At 48.3% G+C, this 16,632-nt stretch carries 23 protein-coding genes; 8 read left to right on the top strand and 15 right to left on the bottom strand.

Annotated features, from left to right (window positions below):
- Nucleotides 1-49: 49 nt before the first annotated feature.
- The 8 genes from SIB73_RS15250 to SIB73_RS15285 form a co-directional block, all read right to left on the bottom strand.
- Complete coding sequence (locus tag SIB73_RS15250; RefSeq protein ID WP_413403839.1) at nt 50-1,426, bottom strand: HEAT repeat domain-containing protein; 1,377 nt, start codon at nt 1,424-1,426, stop codon at nt 50-52.
- A 95-nt stretch (nt 1,427-1,521) separates the two neighbouring features.
- Complete coding sequence (locus SIB73_RS15255; RefSeq protein ID WP_413403838.1) at nt 1,522-2,112, bottom strand: chromophore lyase CpcT/CpeT; 591 nt, start codon at nt 2,110-2,112, stop codon at nt 1,522-1,524.
- 68 nt (nt 2,113-2,180) lie between these two features.
- Nucleotides 2,181-2,669 carry a phycocyanin subunit alpha gene (cpcA, locus tag SIB73_RS15260; protein WP_066904334.1) on the bottom strand — a complete coding sequence of 163 codons (489 nt, stop codon included), beginning with the start codon at nt 2,667-2,669 and terminating at the stop codon, nt 2,181-2,183.
- A 39-nt stretch (nt 2,670-2,708) separates the two neighbouring features.
- Nucleotides 2,709-3,227: a phycocyanin subunit beta gene (locus SIB73_RS15265; RefSeq protein WP_413403837.1), complete on the bottom strand. Its 519-nt coding sequence runs from the start codon at nt 3,225-3,227 to the stop codon at nt 2,709-2,711.
- 182 nt (nt 3,228-3,409) lie between these two features.
- Nucleotides 3,410-4,183, bottom strand: a complete 774-nt coding sequence (locus SIB73_RS15270) for a phycoerythrobilin:ferredoxin oxidoreductase (protein ID WP_413403836.1) — start codon at nt 4,181-4,183, stop codon at nt 3,410-3,412.
- Nucleotides 4,180-4,887, bottom strand: a complete 708-nt coding sequence (locus SIB73_RS15275; protein ID WP_413403835.1) for a 15,16-dihydrobiliverdin:ferredoxin oxidoreductase — start codon at nt 4,885-4,887, stop codon at nt 4,180-4,182. Before SIB73_RS15275 ends, SIB73_RS15270 begins: the two co-directional genes overlap by 4 nt.
- Nucleotides 4,888-4,889: 2 nt before the next feature.
- Nucleotides 4,890-5,474 (bottom strand): phycobiliprotein lyase, encoded by a 585-nt coding sequence (locus SIB73_RS15280; RefSeq protein WP_413406090.1) that lies wholly within the window; start codon nt 5,472-5,474, stop codon nt 4,890-4,892.
- Nucleotides 5,475-5,503: 29 nt separating this feature from the next.
- A complete protein-coding gene (locus tag SIB73_RS15285; protein WP_413403834.1) occupies nt 5,504-5,737 on the bottom strand; it encodes a hypothetical protein in 234 nt (77 codons plus the stop codon).
- A gap of 371 nt (nt 5,738-6,108) precedes the next feature.
- On the opposite strand from SIB73_RS15285, the gene cpeB reads away from it, so the two are divergent.
- Together cpeB and cpeA are read left to right on the top strand one after the other, a co-directional pair.
- Nucleotides 6,109-6,663, top strand: coding sequence for a class 1 C-phycoerythrin subunit beta (gene cpeB / locus SIB73_RS15290; protein WP_067095448.1), 555 nt, complete (start codon nt 6,109-6,111; stop codon nt 6,661-6,663).
- 51 nt (nt 6,664-6,714) lie between these two features.
- Nucleotides 6,715-7,209 (top strand): class 1 C-phycoerythrin subunit alpha, encoded by a 495-nt coding sequence (gene cpeA, locus SIB73_RS15295; protein ID WP_066904317.1) that lies wholly within the window; start codon nt 6,715-6,717, stop codon nt 7,207-7,209.
- A 54-nt stretch (nt 7,210-7,263) separates the two neighbouring features.
- On the opposite strand, the gene SIB73_RS15300 is transcribed toward cpeA, so the two are convergent.
- Entirely contained in the window at nt 7,264-8,151 is an 888-nt protein-coding gene (locus tag SIB73_RS15300) for a HEAT repeat domain-containing protein (RefSeq protein WP_413403833.1), read from the bottom strand.
- 42 nt (nt 8,152-8,193) lie between these two features.
- Here SIB73_RS15300 and SIB73_RS15305 point away from each other — a divergent pair, with 42 nt between their 5' ends.
- A complete protein-coding gene (locus SIB73_RS15305; protein ID WP_413403832.1) occupies nt 8,194-8,619 on the top strand; it encodes a DUF2656 family protein in 426 nt (141 codons plus the stop codon).
- Nucleotides 8,620-8,639: 20 nt separating this feature from the next.
- Here the strand turns inward: SIB73_RS15305 and SIB73_RS15310 are convergent, their stop codons facing one another.
- The gene (locus SIB73_RS15310; RefSeq protein WP_413439654.1) at nt 8,640-8,912 is read right to left on the bottom strand and encodes a hypothetical protein; all 273 of its coding nucleotides are present in this window, start codon (nt 8,910-8,912) and stop codon (nt 8,640-8,642) included.
- 204 nt (nt 8,913-9,116) lie between these two features.
- On the opposite strand from SIB73_RS15310, the gene SIB73_RS15315 reads away from it, so the two are divergent.
- Both SIB73_RS15315 and SIB73_RS15320 read left to right on the top strand, forming a co-directional pair.
- A complete protein-coding gene (locus SIB73_RS15315) occupies nt 9,117-10,433 on the top strand; it encodes a HEAT repeat domain-containing protein (RefSeq protein WP_413403830.1) in 1,317 nt (438 codons plus the stop codon).
- Between the two features lie 85 nt (nt 10,434-10,518).
- Complete coding sequence (locus SIB73_RS15320; RefSeq protein WP_413403829.1) at nt 10,519-11,148, top strand: HEAT repeat domain-containing protein; 630 nt, start codon at nt 10,519-10,521, stop codon at nt 11,146-11,148.
- Between the two features lie 7 nt (nt 11,149-11,155).
- On the opposite strand, the gene SIB73_RS15325 is transcribed toward SIB73_RS15320, so the two are convergent.
- The 5 genes from SIB73_RS15325 to SIB73_RS15345 form a co-directional block, all read right to left on the bottom strand.
- Nucleotides 11,156-12,049 carry a HEAT repeat domain-containing protein gene (locus SIB73_RS15325; protein ID WP_413403828.1) on the bottom strand — a complete coding sequence of 298 codons (894 nt, stop codon included), beginning with the start codon at nt 12,047-12,049 and terminating at the stop codon, nt 11,156-11,158.
- Nucleotides 12,050-12,169: 120 nt separating this feature from the next.
- Nucleotides 12,170-13,051 carry a phycobilisome rod-core linker polypeptide gene (locus SIB73_RS15330; RefSeq protein ID WP_413403827.1) on the bottom strand — a complete coding sequence of 294 codons (882 nt, stop codon included), beginning with the start codon at nt 13,049-13,051 and terminating at the stop codon, nt 12,170-12,172.
- 312 nt (nt 13,052-13,363) lie between these two features.
- Nucleotides 13,364-13,861, bottom strand: coding sequence for a class 2 C-phycoerythrin subunit alpha (mpeA, locus tag SIB73_RS15335; protein WP_066904288.1), 498 nt, complete (start codon nt 13,859-13,861; stop codon nt 13,364-13,366).
- Nucleotides 13,862-13,904: 43 nt separating this feature from the next.
- Nucleotides 13,905-14,441: a bleomycin hydrolase gene (locus SIB73_RS15340; RefSeq protein WP_413403826.1), complete on the bottom strand. Its 537-nt coding sequence runs from the start codon at nt 14,439-14,441 to the stop codon at nt 13,905-13,907.
- 411 nt (nt 14,442-14,852) lie between these two features.
- Nucleotides 14,853-14,999: a hypothetical protein gene (locus tag SIB73_RS15345; RefSeq protein WP_413439655.1), complete on the bottom strand. Its 147-nt coding sequence runs from the start codon at nt 14,997-14,999 to the stop codon at nt 14,853-14,855.
- Between the two features lie 757 nt (nt 15,000-15,756).
- Between SIB73_RS15345 and SIB73_RS15350 the strand changes: the two genes are divergently transcribed.
- From SIB73_RS15350 to SIB73_RS15360, 3 genes are read left to right on the top strand one after another with little or no spacing between them, the layout of a single operon-like run.
- Nucleotides 15,757-16,077: a Nif11-like leader peptide family natural product precursor gene (locus SIB73_RS15350; protein ID WP_413403825.1), complete on the top strand. Its 321-nt coding sequence runs from the start codon at nt 15,757-15,759 to the stop codon at nt 16,075-16,077.
- Complete coding sequence (locus tag SIB73_RS15355) at nt 16,077-16,373, top strand: Nif11-like leader peptide family natural product precursor (RefSeq protein WP_413403824.1); 297 nt, start codon at nt 16,077-16,079, stop codon at nt 16,371-16,373. The genes SIB73_RS15350 and SIB73_RS15355 overlap by 1 nt, the downstream gene beginning before the upstream one ends.
- A gap of 36 nt (nt 16,374-16,409) precedes the next feature.
- Nucleotides 16,410-16,631, top strand: a complete 222-nt coding sequence (locus tag SIB73_RS15360; RefSeq protein ID WP_413403823.1) for a Nif11-like leader peptide family natural product precursor — start codon at nt 16,410-16,412, stop codon at nt 16,629-16,631.
- Nucleotide 16,632 lies beyond the last annotated feature (1 nt).

Below are 16,632 nucleotides of genomic sequence, written 5' to 3' on the forward strand. Positions count from 1 at the left end.
CTCTTGTGGATTGCGCAGCAAATCATTTCAGGTTGAAGGTCTGCAGGAATTAAGAAACATCTGTATTGCATATCGTGGACAAGGCAATGTCAATGCGTGCCGAAACGACTTGATCAACTTCTTTCGTTTTTGACTCAACCAGAAGAGATTGAGCCTTGCTGTTGCCGATGCCCTCAAGTGCTATGCAAGCGCTGTAGCGCAATCCCCAGTCGTCAGGATATTGCAATGTCCAGCCAAGCTTCTTCATTGCGATGGAGAATGCCCTGGACTCGAATTGATGACTCCAGTTGATATCTCCGAGGGCGCATGCGGCAACTCGTCGGATATTGCCCTGGCAATGGTTGCCAATTTCGGCTCCGATTGCATCAACGAATGCTGGAACAAAAGCGGCATTTTTCAGTTCAGACATGGCTTTGATGACTCCCATTTTGATATCTTGATCCAATTCATTAAAGTATAAATTAAGCAAATTTTCGTCGGCGTATTTGGCGTTTTTAACCAGTTGCCGGATGCCTTCTTCCCGCTCTGGAAGTGATGGTGATTTCAGTTTCTCGAAGGGGTTGGATAGCTTTTTGATGTTTGGATTGATTTGACTGTTTGGCTCGGGGTGGTTCGCAGGACTTTGATTGACGAGAAGGTTGCCAGAAAAGTTTTCTCTGGTCAATGAGTCGAGAGTTGCGAATAAAGAGTCTCTTAACCCTTCGTTCTGTGCCTCGTTTTCGATCTCATGAAGGGTTGGCTTCTGGATCGACTTGGTCAGGATTGCCTTGATGACATACATTTTGACATTGTTGGGTATATTTGCTGATAGGACGGGTTTGGTTGCAGAGATTGTTCCGAGGCGGGCAAGATCGAAAGCAGCTGATTGCCTGACAAAGCGATTCTCGTGATCGAGGAGTCGAACGACTCGGTCAAGATAGATTTTTTCGCCGGTGCAGCCATAGAAGAATGCTGCTGCTGAACTCGCAACTCTCTCGGAGTTTGATTGAAGGTAGGGCCTGATTTTTTCGGAAACCTGCCAGACTTGATGGGAAGCCAGTGCTTCGATGAGAGCTTCTATTGGCTTGTTGTGAATATCTTTTTCTAGGTAGCTGATAAGAGAGCTCGTGCATTGATCATTATTGATCTCTGTCAATGCCCTTAATGTTGCTTCATGGAGTTGAACATCGTTGGTATTCAGTGTTTCAAGAAGTGAGTGAACGCAGCTTGCATCTCTGATCATCCCCAGTGAACGTGCTGCTTGCCTTCTTAGTGGGTATCCGCCTGTAGAAGTCACTTCTCTCTCGTCCCTCAAGCACTCGACCAGCTTTGGGATTGCTTCGACAGCTCTGTGTTTGCCCAGCCACCAAGCGCTGTGGTATCGAACGCCAGCATCTTCATGGTCAAGGGCTTCAAGTGCTGATTGTGTTGAGTTGATAGGGATCAAGTTTGTATTCCGCTTCTAGCACGTTCTATCCATTTTAAAAGGCGGAGTCGCTGCTCTGTTTTTCTGAGCAGCATCTATCGGTAATGTTTGGGATTTTATTTGGACGGTTGAAACCATCTTGCTTCCCAAGATGCAGACTTTTTGAATCGAAATTCACCTGCAATGGAGCCCCAGCATCGCTCATTGGTGACTGGATCCTGGCCACGGTCAAGCGTTGATAGTGTGTCTCCAACCAAGTGAAATGAGCTGACAAGAATGGTTTCTTTTCCATCTCGTTTGACAATGCACTGAGAACCAGGCTCTATTTCTCCGTGATATCCATCTTCTCTTTCAGTGACTTGGTAGTGACAATTGTCTAATGATATGAGATCTGACTCTTTGATTTGTTTTCTTAAGTTGATGTCTGTTGTTGCTTTCGAGAATCGATCGGGTTCCTTTAAGAGGTGGTTCCAGAGTTTGATAACCCCATCTTCGATTTCTTCCGCTCTTATCATCCGCAGTCTGTATGGATTTTTGGGGTCGACAGCATAAGTTTGTTCCAGTAGAATCGATCCAGGCTGAAGATGCTCTAGCGGTCGATATTTCAGGAAAATATGTGCAAATAGTGGTGGGTTGTCCAGAGCTTGCTGATGATTGCTGTACTCTCCGCACAGAAGATCTAGGAACCGTTGCAGAGATGGTTTCATCTGTTAGCTGTTGGAAATAAAAAAGCCCCCTTTCGGGGGCTTGTTATAAGTCTGAACAACTTTGTTGTTCAGATCAGAGCGTTGATGGCGTAGTCGAGATAGCTGTTGGCTTCAGTCGCAGCATCGCCAGAAAGTCCGTGGTTGGCTTTGATGTGCTTCAGAGCTTCAACATACCAAGTGGGTGAGAGCTCAAAAGTACGATTGATTTCGGCAAGACCAGCAATCAGGTAGTCGTCCATAGGACCTGTGCCACCAGCAACGAGGCAGTAGGTGACCATGCGCAGGTAATAGCCGATGTCTCTGGAACACTTGGCTTTGCCTTCCGTTGTTGAGGCATAGTTCGACCCTTCCATCTGCGTGGTGAAGGGGAACTTGGTGTAAACAGCCTGAGCAGCACTGTTGACCAGCGCGTCACCCTTGGCAGTCAGAGCCTTGGCTGCTTCCAGGCTCGCTTTGGCGCGGGTAAAACGGCCGGATGCAGCCTGCACTTCGGCGTTCGTGAGGAAGCGGCCCTGTGAATCTGCAGCGGCTACGGCTTCGGTGAGGGGAGTTTTCATGTTGAAGAAGGGTTTAAGCGAAAGAAGGGACTATCGATATCAAGCGACAGAAGCTGCTGCGCGATCGAAATAGGTTCCGATTTCGCTGTTGAGAGATGCGCAGTCGCCTGAGGTGATTCCTTCTTTGTCGTTGACGATGGCCAGAGCAGCTTCCTTCATGAGATTCACGCCGGCTGCAACTGATGCGCCTGGGGTGCCGAGTGCGAGGTAGGTTTCACGCAGGCCGTTGAGGCAGCGATCTTCCATCACTGAAGCGTCGCCGGTAAACACCGAGTAGGTGACGTAACGGAGGATGATCTCCATGTCGCGAAGGCAGGCAGCCATGCGACGGGAGGTGTAGGCGTTTCCGCCGGGGGCAATCAGTGCAGGCTGTTGAGCAAACAGAGCTCGTGCAGCATTGGCAACGATTGTGGAGGCGTTGCTGGAAATGCGGTTCACGGCGTCCAGACGCTTGTTGCTGTCAGAAACGACGGCGGCGAGAGCATCAATCTCGCTGGTGTTGATGAACTGTCCCCGGGCGTCGGCCTGGGCGACAACCTTGGTGAAGGCGTCGAACATTTGGAACTCCTCTTGGCAGCGTCTAAATGGGTGTCACAGACACCGTAGGGACATCGTAAAAAGTCCCGTCGGGGTCGAAATAGATTCTCGCTAAGTGGTCGAAGCGCACCCGATTGCTGTTCATAATGCTTAATCCCTTGTCAAAGCAAGGCTTTGACAAGGGCAGAGCAGCAAGCCAGAAATCAGAGGTCAAACAGCACATCGTGGATGTAGGCCTCGGTCCATTCACTGCCATGGAATCGGGTCAGCATCCCGCGGGCAGGGTCTTTCTCTGCTCTGTAATCGGTGTAACGCCGTTGTCCGGCCAGCAGATGCGTCATGCGTTGATCGGACACAGGCATCGCTGCAGCGGCGAGTTCCAGATAAAGATTGAGGTAGTCATTAAAGGCTGGTCGCACCACACATTCGATGAGCTGATCGCCTTCTTCTCCCAAGGGCAGTCGTGTCCAGAGAAATCCAGGCGAGAAGAAGGGCTGGGCTTCGTCTGGAATGGGGCCGCCGTCCGGTAACTGCGAACGCCATCGCTCAAAGATTGGCATCAGACGATCCCAAACTGCTTGAGTGTGTTGGCTGTCTTGCTTATCAGCCGGTTGAAGATCGAGTGCGAGTAGGTGGCCCGATGGCAGGGTGACAAGGTCTCCGCCGAAGAACGGCAGGTCATATCGCGGCAGCGGATTGATCACAAAGTTCAGAACCGATGCGGAAGAGCCAGCACTGACACAAGCGGCTCTCACCTGTCGGAATTTCTCGCTTCTGCAGGCCCAGGTGGCCGTGGTCACGTTGATAGGTTTCGCTTTCGATCCTGTCTGATCCTGTTTGAACAGAAATGTCTCCTTCACTGGATAAGGTTCAATTCCCACTGGTTGCAGAGAGTTGACAGCGTCTTCGAGGAATGGCTGCCAGCTCCAGCCTTCAATGACAACAGGATCGAGGCTGGTGCATCGGGTTGAACTCATTGTTTTGCAGATGCTGGGAATAGAAATTCGCTCAGGAACCGGTCCGACCATTCTTTGCCGAAGTGACTGGTGAAGAGTCCATGGGCAGGGTCTCGTTCGGCGCTGTAAACGTCGTAGTTGTCTTGCAGCCGTTTCACTTCATCTGACTGAATCAGCGTGTCGGTATTGAGTGCGGTGTCGTGAAGCTCCCAGTAGGCCTTCAGAAATGCACTGAATGCCGGCGGTAGAGAGGTTTCTGCTTGATCTGCACCCCCACGGCAAAACAACAACCAGGATGAAAAATACTGATTTGGATCAAACGAGCGCATCGTTTCTTCGCCGTTCAGATCAGGAAATTCCTGATTCAGTTGCTTGAGCCCGGAAAAATATCGATCGAGATAATTGGAATCCTGAACCAGAGGTTGGAAATCGAGAACGGCTACGAGTTTTTGCCGCGCACCAAACCAGAGGAGGTCGACTCCCATCAGAGGATGGTCAAGGCTGTAATCGGGGTAGGCAACGGAATTAAGGACCTGAAGCTTGTCACCGGCATCAAGTCTGGTGACACGCCAGCGACGGAAATTCGGCACTTCCCAAAGCCAGCTGCGGATCACGCTGGTGCCTTTCTTGGAGCGACATTCCTCCAGTCCAGCTGGCACATCAATGGACTTGCCACCGCGTTGCTCGATGCCGTGGTGAAGTTCCTTGAGAAATGGGTCAAACACGTTCAGCTCTCCTGGGTTGGAGGAATGTTGTCAGCTCTCGATCTTGTAGCTGACGAAAGTGCGGCAATGTCAGCATCACTTGGGCAGCGAAATTCTGTGCAGTACGTGGTCATGGCGACCCCGTTGAGAAACTGCACCGAACTCACGCGCATCCTGATCTGGTCATTCACAAACCAGCACCTTTCAATACCTGTATTGGTGTCGTATCGGGTTTTGATGGTCAAGACTCCATCATCAGCGAAGGAATAGGTGCTGACAACGGCTTTTTTTTCAACATAACCCACATCTCTCAGTAGGAAACCTTGACGAGGATCTTCAGGATTCGGAGCATCAACAACAACTGCTGCGTAATCGTTATTGCGAGAATCTTCCATTAGATTGCTTTCCCACCAAAATCTTGCTCCGCCAGTGGTGTCGCTGATCTTCACTTTCAACGCTGCGCAAACTTTTTCAACAACAGGATCATTGGTGTCGAACGGTTCGATGATCAGATTCGAATCCGCGGCTTCGTCGTCTTGACAATCCAAGTGATGAACCACACGACGGTTCAGCCAAGTGCCACGACTTGCTTCAAAAAAACTAGACATCGTCATTGGGATTATTCCCTCTGGTCTAGTCATTGGCCTTTCTGAGCATTTCTTTGAGCCTTAAGTTGATCCAACACCTCATCGATTCGTGTGAGCTCAGGGTGTTCACTCAGCGTGGCTTCAATTTTCTTTTGGGATAAGCGAAGTTTTTTGCCTAGTCCTAGAACGTCGTTATAAAGTCGTTCTCGATAGGTGGAAAGTTCATCAATAGATTCCTGCAATTCTTCAATGCTTGGTGCTTGCTGAGGAGGTTGATCCGCCATGCTGAGCAAATGAACAGAAAAGCGCCTGTGAGCCTACCCACCAACTGAAGCCTCAGCGCTGCCCTGTTGCGTTTGGTGATCTAGAGGTCTTGCAGGCAGATGTACCTTCAATACGTGCCTTTTGCACTAATCGTTGCCAGGGTGGTGGGGTTTCGAAGCCTGTTGAGGACCATGTTGAGCTCACAAGGTGACGAACTCTTGCGTGATCAGCTGATCCCTAACCACTGCTTGGTTGACCCGGCTTAGTTTGTTAAAGCGCTTCCAACCCCTTGGGTTTTTCAACCATCGTCTCAAGACACCTTCAAAGGTCTTGTCTCAGTGGTTGCTCTCGGCATTAGAAGCCTCTCCCCCACAAAACTGTCTGGCCCCAAATGCTCGACGCATTCTCCCGTTCGGTCGTCAGCGCTGACGCCAAAACCGCACCTGTAGGTGGTAGCGACCTCGCTGTCCTTCGCAGCTATGTCAGCCAAGGCAACAAGCGCCTGGACGCTGTCAACGCCATCACCTCCAACGCCTCCTGCATCGTCTCTGATGCCGTGACCGGCATGATCTGCGAGAACACCGGCCTGATTCAGGCTGGTGGTAACTGCTATCCCAATCGCCGCATGGCTGCATGCCTGCGCGATGGCGAGATCGTGCTCCGCTACATCAGCTATGCGCTGCTTGCAGGTGACGCTTCAGTGCTGGATGACCGTTGCCTGAATGGTCTGAAAGAGACCTACATCGCTCTGGGAGTACCGACCCAGTCGGCTGCTCGCGCCGTGGCCATCATGAAGGCTTCAGCAACGGCTCTCATCGGCGAAACCAACTCTCCTGCTTCCGGCGGCAAGCGTTTCCGCAAGATGGAGACCACCCAAGGCGACTGCTCAGCTCTAGTAGCTGAAGCCGGTTCCTATTTCGATCGCGTGATCGGCGCCGTCTCCTGAACGGCTTCTCGCTTTCTTTTCAGACACTCTCCCTCTTAAAGGAACCCATCAATGAAGTCCGTCGTTACCACAGTTGTGACTGCTGCAGACGCAGCAGGTCGCTTCCCTTCCCAGAACGATCTTGAAGCCGTTCAGGGCAATATCCAACGTGCCGCCGCTCGCCTTGAAGCAGCTGAAAAGCTGGCTGCCGGTCTGGATGCCGTGACCCGTGAAGCCGGTGATGCGTGCTTTAACAAGTACGCCTATCTGAAGCAGCCCGGCGAGGCCGGTGACAGTCAGGTCAAGGTCGACAAGTGCTATCGCGACCTGGGCCACTATCTCCGTCTGATCAACTACTGCCTCGTCGTTGGCGGCACCGGTCCTCTGGATGAGTGGGGAATTGCAGGAGCTCGGGAGGTATACCGCTCACTCAGCCTGCCTACCGGCCCCTACGTTGAAGCGCTCACCTACACCCGCGATCGTGCTTGTGCACCTCGTGACATGAGCCCCCAGGCTCTCAACGAGTTCAAGTCCTACCTGGATTATGTGATCAACGCTCTTTCCTGAGTTCGATTCACCGTAAAAAGCAAAGTTGGGGGGGTGTTCAAGCATCCCCTTTTTTTATGAGTGGTTTTCTAGGGATTTTTGGAGTCGATTGATCGCAAGCTGTAAAACGTTGCAGACTATTGGATCAGATTCGTCCTCGAGTTGTTTTTGAAGTTTAGGAATGCTTGAACTGCAACCAAGCTTCATGAGTGATAATGCAGTGCTTTTTCTGACCAAACTATCCTGATCTGAAAGAGCTTCTGAAAGTAAATCCAATGACCATTCTGAATCTTCAAGAGTTCCAAGAAGAATCACTGCTTCAGATCGTATTTCAGCGCATGGGTCCTGAAAAGATTGATGGATCAAAGTGCGATCTTCTTCGCAGCTTGGGGATTGAATCTGGCTTGCAAGAGCTGAAATCGCAGCTTTTCGTACTCTAGGATTTTCTGAAGACAATGCATCTTTGAGTATCTCTGGGTCCCTATCACCAATGATAGTTAGTGCCCAATTAGCAAGACCAATTTGCATCTCTGTGCTGTCCACATTCTCAACGATGCTCAGAATTGCACCAATCGATTCTTTCCCCATCGAAGCCATAGCTCCCATGGTTGAGCCTTGTACGACTGAATCTGTATCGTTCAGAAAAGTTGTCAGCAGATCAGGAAGGCTTTTCCGGTCTGAAATCAGGATCAGCGTTTTAGCAGCTGCTCTTCTTACTGTGACTTGATCACTGCAACGCATCGCTTGACATAAAGCAGGGACAGCTGCTGTTCCAATCGATCCCAAACCTTCGGAAATTTGGCGTCGAAGAAGTCCTCGGGGATCCCCTAACCCAGCTACCATTGTTGATATTGAATCTGGATCAGATTCGATCGGCAATCCAGCTCTCAGTTTTTCTTTGAGATGATTGGCAAGATCAAGAGCTTCTTCTTGACTCAACTGTGTTTCAGTGAAGTCATTCATTGAGCTCTTACATCGCACTTAACTTTGACCATAGCTCAAACCATGACCGTTTTTATTGTTTCGCATAATCTCCAGGTCACATCAGATAGCGTACCTGCCATCTCTGCTCAGGTATTAGCTGAGGGATTGCTGAATCAATCAAATGCTTTCAATAAAGCTGAAGTCTTGAACCACCCGCATTGGCTTATTCGTTTGGAATCTTCGTTGTCACCTGCAGAAATGGCCGAAGAGCTTGTTCAGGCATGGAAAAAGTTTCGAATCTCTTCCTCTCACAGTTCTGGCCATCATTGGCTTGCTCTCGGGGGCCGAAAAGATTCTCCTGGAACATCCGGTTCACCACTTCAAGAAGGGTCTTGGGGTGTTGATGTTGTTGAATGTCCGGATCCTGAACAATTTTTATTAGGCATCAACTGGGAAGGCCTTAAAAGCGGTCGCCCCAGAGATGCAATCTTTGAAATTAGATCATGAAATAACGAAGGTCAGATTTTTTATTTGCGTCGTTGGCGTCGATTCTTCTGAGTTGACTTTTTCTCTGATTTTGTTCTTTCTGACTTGCTCTCTGTTTTTAACTGTGTGGTTTTAGGATTAGATGATTTTGGTGCTTTCTCAGCTTTCAGGTCGTTATTGCCAGTAGTTGTTTGAACTTGGCCTTCACCTTTTACGTAATCTGTATTTAGCGCAGTGACGCTAAATCCGGATCGATGCATCACTTGCATCCCCTGGCACAGAGCATTGAATGGAATATTGAAATTGACTGACATCGACGGCCTTGAGCGATTCATGGTCGTTGTTTGCACTATGAATCGTTTCCCAGAAAAAGGTCCCACAATGTTTAAGTAACTCGTGGAAGTCTATGCTGTTTCTGCTTTTGACGACATTGAGTTAGTTTTTTTTGATCTGTTTGAGTTTAGTAAAGACGTCTTGCCGGCTTTTGAGCTACAATTTATACACTATTTGTTCTCTTAATGACGGGTCGTTTTGACAATATTCATCCCGAGCTTACATGTGAACATGCGCGCCAGATTCTTCTTCGGCCTCTCGATGAGCTGGAGTCGCAAAGTGACTATTATATGGCCGCGTGTCACTTAATTAATTGCCCAAGCTCTCAAACAGAGCAAGCTCTAGTGGATTTGTTGGACAATCCTCTCAAGGAGCAGGCTGTCAATATTGCGAAAAGAAAGGCTGTAGAAATTCTCGCGAGGCTAGGTGCTGACTCGTCGATATCCAAGATAGGCCAATGCCTATGGTCTGATGATCGTTATTTAGTTGAAAATTCTGTCTACGCGCTTAAACTGTTGAGGTGCAATCAGCCTGAGCTGATTGCAAAAATGATTAGTCTTTTGAATGAAAATATTTGTAATCAACGTGTATTGATTCAGTGCTTGGCGAGCTTGTCTGTGCAAGAAAGTCTGAGTACTATTCAGTTGTTTAGGAATAACGAATCTCCAGGCGTCAGAGGTGCAGCAATTTCTGCTGAAGCTCAGCTTTCAGGTTTTAAAAACCAGCTTTCTGTTATTGCTGATCATCTAGTGTTGTCAAATCAGATGGATAGACAATGCGCAATCCAGGATTTGATTGATGCTCAAGCTGTTGATTATCTTCCTTCGATTATTGGCTCGCCTGTCTCTCCAGCTTTTCGAATCCGTGCTTGCAGGCTTCTTCTCGGTTCACTGGACCAATTCACATTAGTGGGATCAACTCATCTTGTAGATGCTGTTCTTGTCGATGACCCTGAAGACATTAATATTGTTCATGAGTATGACGCCACACCTGACCCTCATTTTTTAGTTCGTGATCTCTTCAATACCGATTTCAGCCGATGTTATCTTGCCATGAAGACATTGAGCTGTGTTTCTTCGGACGTGCTCTGGCCTGTAATGTTTAAAGAGTGGGAAGAGGAGGCCCATAACGATTATGGAGCGCATTATTTTTTTATGCGATTAATTGGTTCGCGGGTCGATTGGTCCAGCCAGGCTAAGCATTTCATTGAGGACATTCTGAAAGCGTCAGCAATCAATATGCGACCTCAGTTTCAGAAAAGTCGATCTGCGGCTATCTACTCCATCGCTCAACTCAATCCAGATCTCTTCCTTGAGCTGATACCACACTTTTTGGATGAGCAATATTCGCCTCCCTGGGATTGTCGTTATGTGATTATTCTGGCATTGGAATCAATCTCTAAACATACCAATAGGGTTCAAAACCAAGATTTATTGAAATCTCTTGCTGATGATGATGATTGTTTTGTCCAGGCCAAGCTAGCGTCGACTCAGTTGACATGATCAAGTATGCTTTTCAGCATTAATGGTATAACTTAAATATTCATCGGCGGTAGTGTATAATTGACAAAATTACAAGTGTATTTATATGGACGCCTCCGGCTACTCCATTGATTCTTTGTTTGCTGATTTACTCCACCCAAATCCCAATATTCGCTTCGCCGCATGTTCACGTTTGGCAGAGCAATTCCCCGAAGAGGCAATGCCGCGACTGTTCAAGTTGATGCACGACCCTGATCCAGGTGTATATCGCACTGCGGTTAAAGCGTTAGGGATGATTGGTCATAAGAGTGTCCCTGAGCTGATTCAACTGTTTGAATCATCCGATAACGGAACGATCAGAGCATGTTGTATCAAGGCAATCGTTCAGGTATCAGTGAGTTTTCCTGATGAAGCCTTTTCTGCTGAAACGATAACGATGTTGGAAGAAGCTCTGGATGATGTCAGTCCTGTCGTCGCTCAGTCCGCTCTGATGACTCTTGGCCACCTATCCAAACAAGCTTCAGAAGAATCTCGGGTTATTCCTTTGTTGATCAAAGCCTGCGACAACAGCAATATTGCGCATGTACAAGGTGCGACTATGTCGCTGGCCGAATTAGATTCTCCACTGGTTAATGAATGCCTGCAAAAGTTGGCTCAAGATGATTCAAAGGACAAATTAATTCGCGAAGTCGCTCAGGCAAGTCTTGAAAGACGTCAGAGCCTGGGTTTTGATTGATAAAGTCTTAACTTTTGCTTAGTACGTTAACGGCTACATTCATCACAGACCTGACCTGTTCCTCGTTTTCGGTTTTTATTGCATCTTTAATGCAATCAATAGCATCAGTTGCTTCCATTTTCATCAGAGCAAGTGCTGTATTTTTTCTGACTTGCTTAGATTGATCTTTGAGCATCCTGCACAATTGTTTGGAGACGTCTTCAGGCTCCAACGTTTTGCCTGCCATTGTGGCCGCCTCCGCCCGGACTTCGCTGGCGTCATCTGATAGTGCTTTGATCAATGCTTTTTTTGCGGAATTATTTGTTTGCGCCTGAATCTGCTCGGCTAGAACTGTGATCGCCGCTATTCGGATTTCAATATTGCTTGATTGTGTTGCTTGTTCAAATGCATCTGGTGCTTTTGAGCCAATAAAGCTGAGTGCAAGATTGACGAGCCCTACCTGAAAGGCTGTACAGCTTGGCTCTACCAGAATTTGTAGTAAATCATCGATTGCAGGCGCTCCAATCGTTGCCATGGCACCTGCCGATGATCCTTGAACAACTGGATCAGAATCTGTTCTGAATGCTTCAACCAGATTGGGTAATGCTTTTAGGCTACCAATAAGATTGAGTGTTTTTGCAGATGCGCGCCGAATGATGACATTCGGATTGTTTTGTAATGCATCGCATAAATATGGAACAGCTGCTTCACCCACATTTCCAAGGCTTTGTGCGAATGTCAGTCGTAAAGCACCGCGCTGATCACCCAGTCCAGCAATCATTTGCCTGATTGAAGTTTGATCAGAGCTTGGTGTCTCTTGATCATTCAGTTTTTGCTTCAGTACTTCAGCTAACTCAAAAGCTTCCTGTTCAGTAAGACTGTCAGGTTTGTTTATTTGCTGATTTGTTGTCGACTCATTCATGATCTTCATTCACTTGTATGTAATCTAATTGATTAACTCGAAGCTTGGTGTTGGGTATTGGCAAAAAAAAACCCATCAAAAGATGGGTTTTGAAACCTATGGATCAAACTTGCGTTTGGCTCAGAAGTGAACTCCGAAAGGTCTGAATGCCACGTAGTCGGTCATCTTCGGAGGTTGATGTCCGCTGTATTGCTGTTGTGGAAGCTTGACAGGGGTCTTCTGAACCGCGGAGTAGCTGAAGGGCTGGGGCTTGGATTCTTCTCTTGATGCAATCGCCAGGGGGTTGATCGTACGGCTGTTGCGGCCCTGGGCATTGTCGCTGACGGCAACCTTCATGCCACCCAATTCACGCATCAGATTGAAGGAACGGTTGAACATCCCTGCGTAGGAATCGTGAGCTCTTTCATAGGGCACAATGTCCGAACCAAAAACCTCGGTGTATTCAGCGGAGTCAGTCAGCTTGTCGATCAGCGCGTCAAAACCATCTTCAGCTTGCAGTTTGATATGGTTCTGCACCTCTGCCTGGTTCAGGGGAGCCCTTCCAAGCAAATGCTTGAAATTCAGCTCGATTCCGCGCTGTGCGCCCACGCTGTGAAAAAAGTTTGCCTTGTAGAAATCTGACTTTGCTAGGCCATTGACGAAATCTCTTACCGTGATTTCGCCATTCATCAGTCTCACTTCCAGTGATGTCTCTCTCTGACTCTCTCTGGGATGAAGGTTTCCAAAAACCTGACGATAAGCAGCAGCAATAACGCGTTCTAGCGCTGCATTGTTGTCAGGGTTGTACTGATCAAAAACTGCTCCAAAGGGACATTCCGAGTGAAGTCGAGGACCGATTCCAATTCCCATTGCCGCACAGTGTTGCCTCTTATACTCGGCGCGTGCCCCCGCGAATGTGCGGTGAATCGTGTTCTTTCCTGCTTTGCTGGATGTGGAATAAGCAGCAGGACCGGTTCTGGTTGCTGATGTGATTGATTTCAGACTGGTTTCTGGGCCGAGCATGATGTGAATTGGGATAGGTTTGACTATTTGTCCCGAATTACCCCTGACAGTTGCTTTAAATGCTGAAGCTCAAGAGCAATCGGTTTCAAACTTTGAGGTGAACAAGAGATCGATTAACGGATTCTTGTCGCTGTCGAGATTGGTGCAATTCTTTTTTTCACGATCAGTGAAGTGACCGATTGGATGACCGTTGTTCAGCAATGGCTAAGTTTGAGCGTGAAGCTCACGTTTGAACTCAGGGTAAAAAAAAGGGTGGGCAGAAATGCCCACCCCAATCACATTGCTGAATTATTCAACAGTCGAGCTGACTGATCAACCCAGGGAGTTGATCACGTAGTCCAGCAGGTTGTTGTAGGCGGTCAGAGCCTGGGGGCTCATGTCACGGGGTGAACAACCGTCGTTACGCATCTGGGAGAAACCAGCAACGTAGGTGCCAGCGTCGATGCTGAGGGCCTTGTAGACCTCTTTCTGACCATTGATGGCCAGCTCGTCCAGAGGGCCGGTTCCGCCGGTGACCAGGCAGTAGTTGATCAGACGCAGGTAGTGAACGAAGTCACGCTTGCACTTCTCTTTGCCTTCGGTGGCACAGGCGCGGGGCTGACGGCCGGTAGCACCGTTGGGGTACTGGGCATACACAGCGTCAACAGCGCGCTGAGCAATGGCGTCGTAACCGGAAGCAAGCTTTTCAGCAGCTTCAAGACGTGCAGCTGCACGCTGGATGGAACCCTGAACGGACTCCATGTCGGAAGCAGAGGGGAAGCGGGAAGCGCTATCGGCTGCACCGACAACAGTGGTGATGACGGACTTCATGATGAAGGATGTGTGTTGTTTTGAACGATCAAGCAGATAGGGTTCAGCTGATGGCGCTGATCACCATGTCGAAGTAGCTGCCTGCTTCAGCAGACAGGCTTGCGCAATCACCCTGGGTGACAGGCATTTTCTTGGCCTGGCTGTTGGTGTTGGTGATCAGAGCGCTGGCAGCAGCCTTCATGATCGCCACGGCGCGGGAAGCGGAGCCGGTGGGGACGCCCAGAGCGGCGTAGGTTTCACGCAGACCATTCAGGCAGCGGTCCTGCAGCACAGAAGCATCGCCGGCCAGAAGGGCGTAGCTCACATAACGGAGAACGATTTCACCGTCGCGCAGGCATGCAGCCATCTTGCGGTTGGTGTACACGCCACCGTTGGGAGCGGTCAGACCGGTGTTTTCGCAGCAGATACCTGCAACGGCATCAGAAACGATGCAAGCGGCGTTAGAAGTAATTGCATTGACAGCGTCGAGACGCTTGTTGCCATCGGAGATGAATGACTTGAGGGAGGCCAGCTCGCCTCCGCCGATGAAAGCGCCGCTGGAATCGGCCGAGACGGCCTTCCGGGAGAATGCGTCGAGCATGGGTGCTTCGGAAAGTTTTAGAGGGGGATGCAAATCCGCATCACGAATGACGTTAACCCTGCTTTCTGTTCCCCCACCAAAAGCAGATTGTCAGGACACACAAGTTTGCAAACTCAATTCCAAGGAAAAACCAAAAATTGCAACCTCCTCTTGACCGTGCCCCAGGAAGTCAAGTGCTGCAGTGGATGTGCATGTTTATGACGTCTGTTTAAGGCGCCGTTCACATTGCCTTTTCAATGCTATGAGCTTTTTCTTGACTCTTTATGAAGGTCCCTATCCGATTCGTTGCACGGTTGCGACTGCTCATGCATCTGTTGTCTTTGGCCTGGGTGATCGGGGTGGCTTAACAGTCGTGATCTTGTAGGCCAACTTGGCGTCGATGCGGCAGTAGCACGCTGAACTTTTCGTCAGTCAGTCATAGGCTGCAAAGTGATTTTTTCTTATATTGGACGATTCAGTCTTTTGCTTTTCAGCAGGGACTTGAGGGCTTTGTTGATACCGTTGGTGATCTATTGCTTTTTTTGTATCAAAGCATTGAATTTTTCGAAGGTTGGCCACCTGTTCATTGATGTGCTGATCAGGAGTGATGCAGATCTGATTTGAGCTCGACGGGAAGATTTTCAGATCTGCTGAGTCCAGTGCATTTCGTCAATCCCTGCAGGTGCTTGAACAAGATATGAGCATTTTTTGTCAACGAATGCATTTCTGGTCAATTTCATGATCTGCCAGCTTCTTCACGACGGCATTCTCTTGCGGCGGCAGGCAATGATTTTCTTTCGATCAGTGATTGACCGACGGATTTCCTGGTTTGGGTTCAGAGGGAGCTGCTTCAATCCTTAATCCAGTTGGTTGATCGAGTCAGTGAAGGCTGTTGATGGTCGTTTGTCTTGAGCTTCCAAATAGACCGCAAAGGACAAGACCCATTGCAGCACGTTGTTTCAATTTGATTGCTGTCTGAAGTCTCAGCATCGATCGATGATTTGTGAGGTGTCACGAAGGACCCTCTCGGGTCAATGAACTTGTTCGTTTCTGTCAGAGGCCAGAATTTCATTTTATTCTTCGACCGTTCCATTGGAAAAAACAATCTTTGCTGGTCTTTCTATTCCTCTCCAAAACTTTTTGAGTATAAAAGTATCTCTAAGGTTTGCGATCAGTCTGGCAGAGGTGTCCGATATCCCACATTGACAAGATTGTCTTGGACTTTCAGTTTGTCTTCAGGTCTTGATTTTCAATGTAAACAGATTTGGCTCCCTGCAGTGGCTCCATTAAAATTTTCTTCCTATCTGGTAACATGTACTTATCCTCTATCAATCGAATGCCAGTCTCTGTTGAAGCGGAAAAAGCTTTGCCGCGTTTTGTCGAGAGATTAAGAGACGATCAGGATTTTCAGAATCAGTTGAATCAGGTGATTGATATTGAAAATCTTCGCAAAGTTGTTCAATCTGTTGATTCAACCTTAACAGGTGCTGCTTTGATACCACTCGATCAAGCTACGCGTCCTCCCAAGATTCTTGTGGATTCTGGGGTGATCAACCAAAATCTTCCCTGGAGACTTCTTCGTTGCACTGGCGGACCACTGGTTTTGCAATTAATCTGCACTAATGCCAATTTCGCGATTTGGATCGAGAGTTGCTGATGAAATCTGACGAACTCAATCGTTTTGTAGATGAAGTTATTCGTTCTCATCAGCTTGCGACCGGACTAAAACCTCTTGTCTCTCATCAAGAAATTGTTACTTATGCTCAAAGCCAGGGCTTTAATTTTAATCAAAATGAATGGAGAGCATATTATGAATGTGATTTTGCACAATTGTCTGACTCCATGCAGCAAAAAGTGTTAAGTGCTCAAGCGAGTCATTGGTCTTGGGCATTTCGCCAGATTTCAGCTTGGAGAGCTATGCTGATGGAAGGTGCGGACATGAATCATTCCTGATTCTCGCCCTTTGTTCACGATATTATTGACTCAATTATGTCTGATGTTGAACAGGATCAGATTCTCGAGCAATTTATAGCTCTAGCCAAGTCAGATCAAAGCCTTCAGGACCAGATTAAGTCTGCTTTGAATCAGGATCAAGTCATTGCAATTGCTGCAGAACGTGGATTTGTGATCGACCCGTTAGCAATTTTGAGAAAATGGAGTAAGCACACTGACTTCTCAAAACCAACCTGGATGGGTTGGTTTACGGAGTGAT

Source organism: Synechococcus sp. MIT S9509 (assembly GCF_047303035.1).
Lineage (GTDB): Bacteria > Cyanobacteriota > Cyanobacteriia > PCC-6307 > Cyanobiaceae > Synechococcus_C.

What these genes read in the sequence shown, in the direction of transcription:
- SIB73_RS15340 (WP_413403826.1), bottom strand. Translation starts at nt 14,441, where the DNA reads ATGCTCGACGCATTCTCCCGGAAGGCCGTCTCGGCCGATTCCAGCGGC.
- SIB73_RS15320 (WP_413403829.1), top strand. Translation starts at nt 10,519, where the DNA reads ATGGACGCCTCCGGCTACTCCATTGATTCTTTGTTTGCTGATTTACTC.
- SIB73_RS15280 (WP_413406090.1), bottom strand. Translation starts at nt 5,474, where the DNA reads ATGTCTAGTTTTTTTGAAGCAAGTCGTGGCACTTGGCTGAACCGTCGT.
- cpcA (WP_066904334.1), bottom strand. Translation starts at nt 2,669, where the DNA reads ATGAAAACTCCCCTCACCGAAGCCGTAGCCGCTGCAGATTCACAGGGC.
- cpeB (WP_067095448.1), top strand. Translation starts at nt 6,109, where the DNA reads ATGCTCGACGCATTCTCCCGTTCGGTCGTCAGCGCTGACGCCAAAACC.
- SIB73_RS15305 (WP_413403832.1), top strand. Translation starts at nt 8,194, where the DNA reads ATGACCGTTTTTATTGTTTCGCATAATCTCCAGGTCACATCAGATAGC.
- SIB73_RS15255 (WP_413403838.1), bottom strand. Translation starts at nt 2,112, where the DNA reads ATGAAACCATCTCTGCAACGGTTCCTAGATCTTCTGTGCGGAGAGTAC.
- SIB73_RS15315 (WP_413403830.1), top strand. Translation starts at nt 9,117, where the DNA reads ATGACGGGTCGTTTTGACAATATTCATCCCGAGCTTACATGTGAACAT.
- SIB73_RS15310 (WP_413439654.1), bottom strand. Translation starts at nt 8,912, where the DNA reads ATGTCAGTCAATTTCAATATTCCATTCAATGCTCTGTGCCAGGGGATG.
- cpeA (WP_066904317.1), top strand. Translation starts at nt 6,715, where the DNA reads ATGAAGTCCGTCGTTACCACAGTTGTGACTGCTGCAGACGCAGCAGGT.
- mpeA (WP_066904288.1), bottom strand. Translation starts at nt 13,861, where the DNA reads ATGAAGTCCGTCATCACCACTGTTGTCGGTGCAGCCGATAGCGCTTCC.
- SIB73_RS15265 (WP_413403837.1), bottom strand. Translation starts at nt 3,227, where the DNA reads ATGTTCGACGCCTTCACCAAGGTTGTCGCCCAGGCCGACGCCCGGGGA.
- SIB73_RS15350 (WP_413403825.1), top strand. Translation starts at nt 15,757, where the DNA reads ATGCCAGTCTCTGTTGAAGCGGAAAAAGCTTTGCCGCGTTTTGTCGAG.
- SIB73_RS15285 (WP_413403834.1), bottom strand. Translation starts at nt 5,737, where the DNA reads ATGGCGGATCAACCTCCTCAGCAAGCACCAAGCATTGAAGAATTGCAG.
- SIB73_RS15325 (WP_413403828.1), bottom strand. Translation starts at nt 12,049, where the DNA reads ATGAATGAGTCGACAACAAATCAGCAAATAAACAAACCTGACAGTCTT.
- SIB73_RS15270 (WP_413403836.1), bottom strand. Translation starts at nt 4,183, where the DNA reads ATGAGTTCAACCCGATGCACCAGCCTCGATCCTGTTGTCATTGAAGGC.
- SIB73_RS15360 (WP_413403823.1), top strand. Translation starts at nt 16,410, where the DNA reads ATGTCTGATGTTGAACAGGATCAGATTCTCGAGCAATTTATAGCTCTA.
- SIB73_RS15355 (WP_413403824.1), top strand. Translation starts at nt 16,077, where the DNA reads ATGAAATCTGACGAACTCAATCGTTTTGTAGATGAAGTTATTCGTTCT.
- SIB73_RS15300 (WP_413403833.1), bottom strand. Translation starts at nt 8,151, where the DNA reads ATGAATGACTTCACTGAAACACAGTTGAGTCAAGAAGAAGCTCTTGAT.
- SIB73_RS15330 (WP_413403827.1), bottom strand. Translation starts at nt 13,051, where the DNA reads ATGCTCGGCCCAGAAACCAGTCTGAAATCAATCACATCAGCAACCAGA.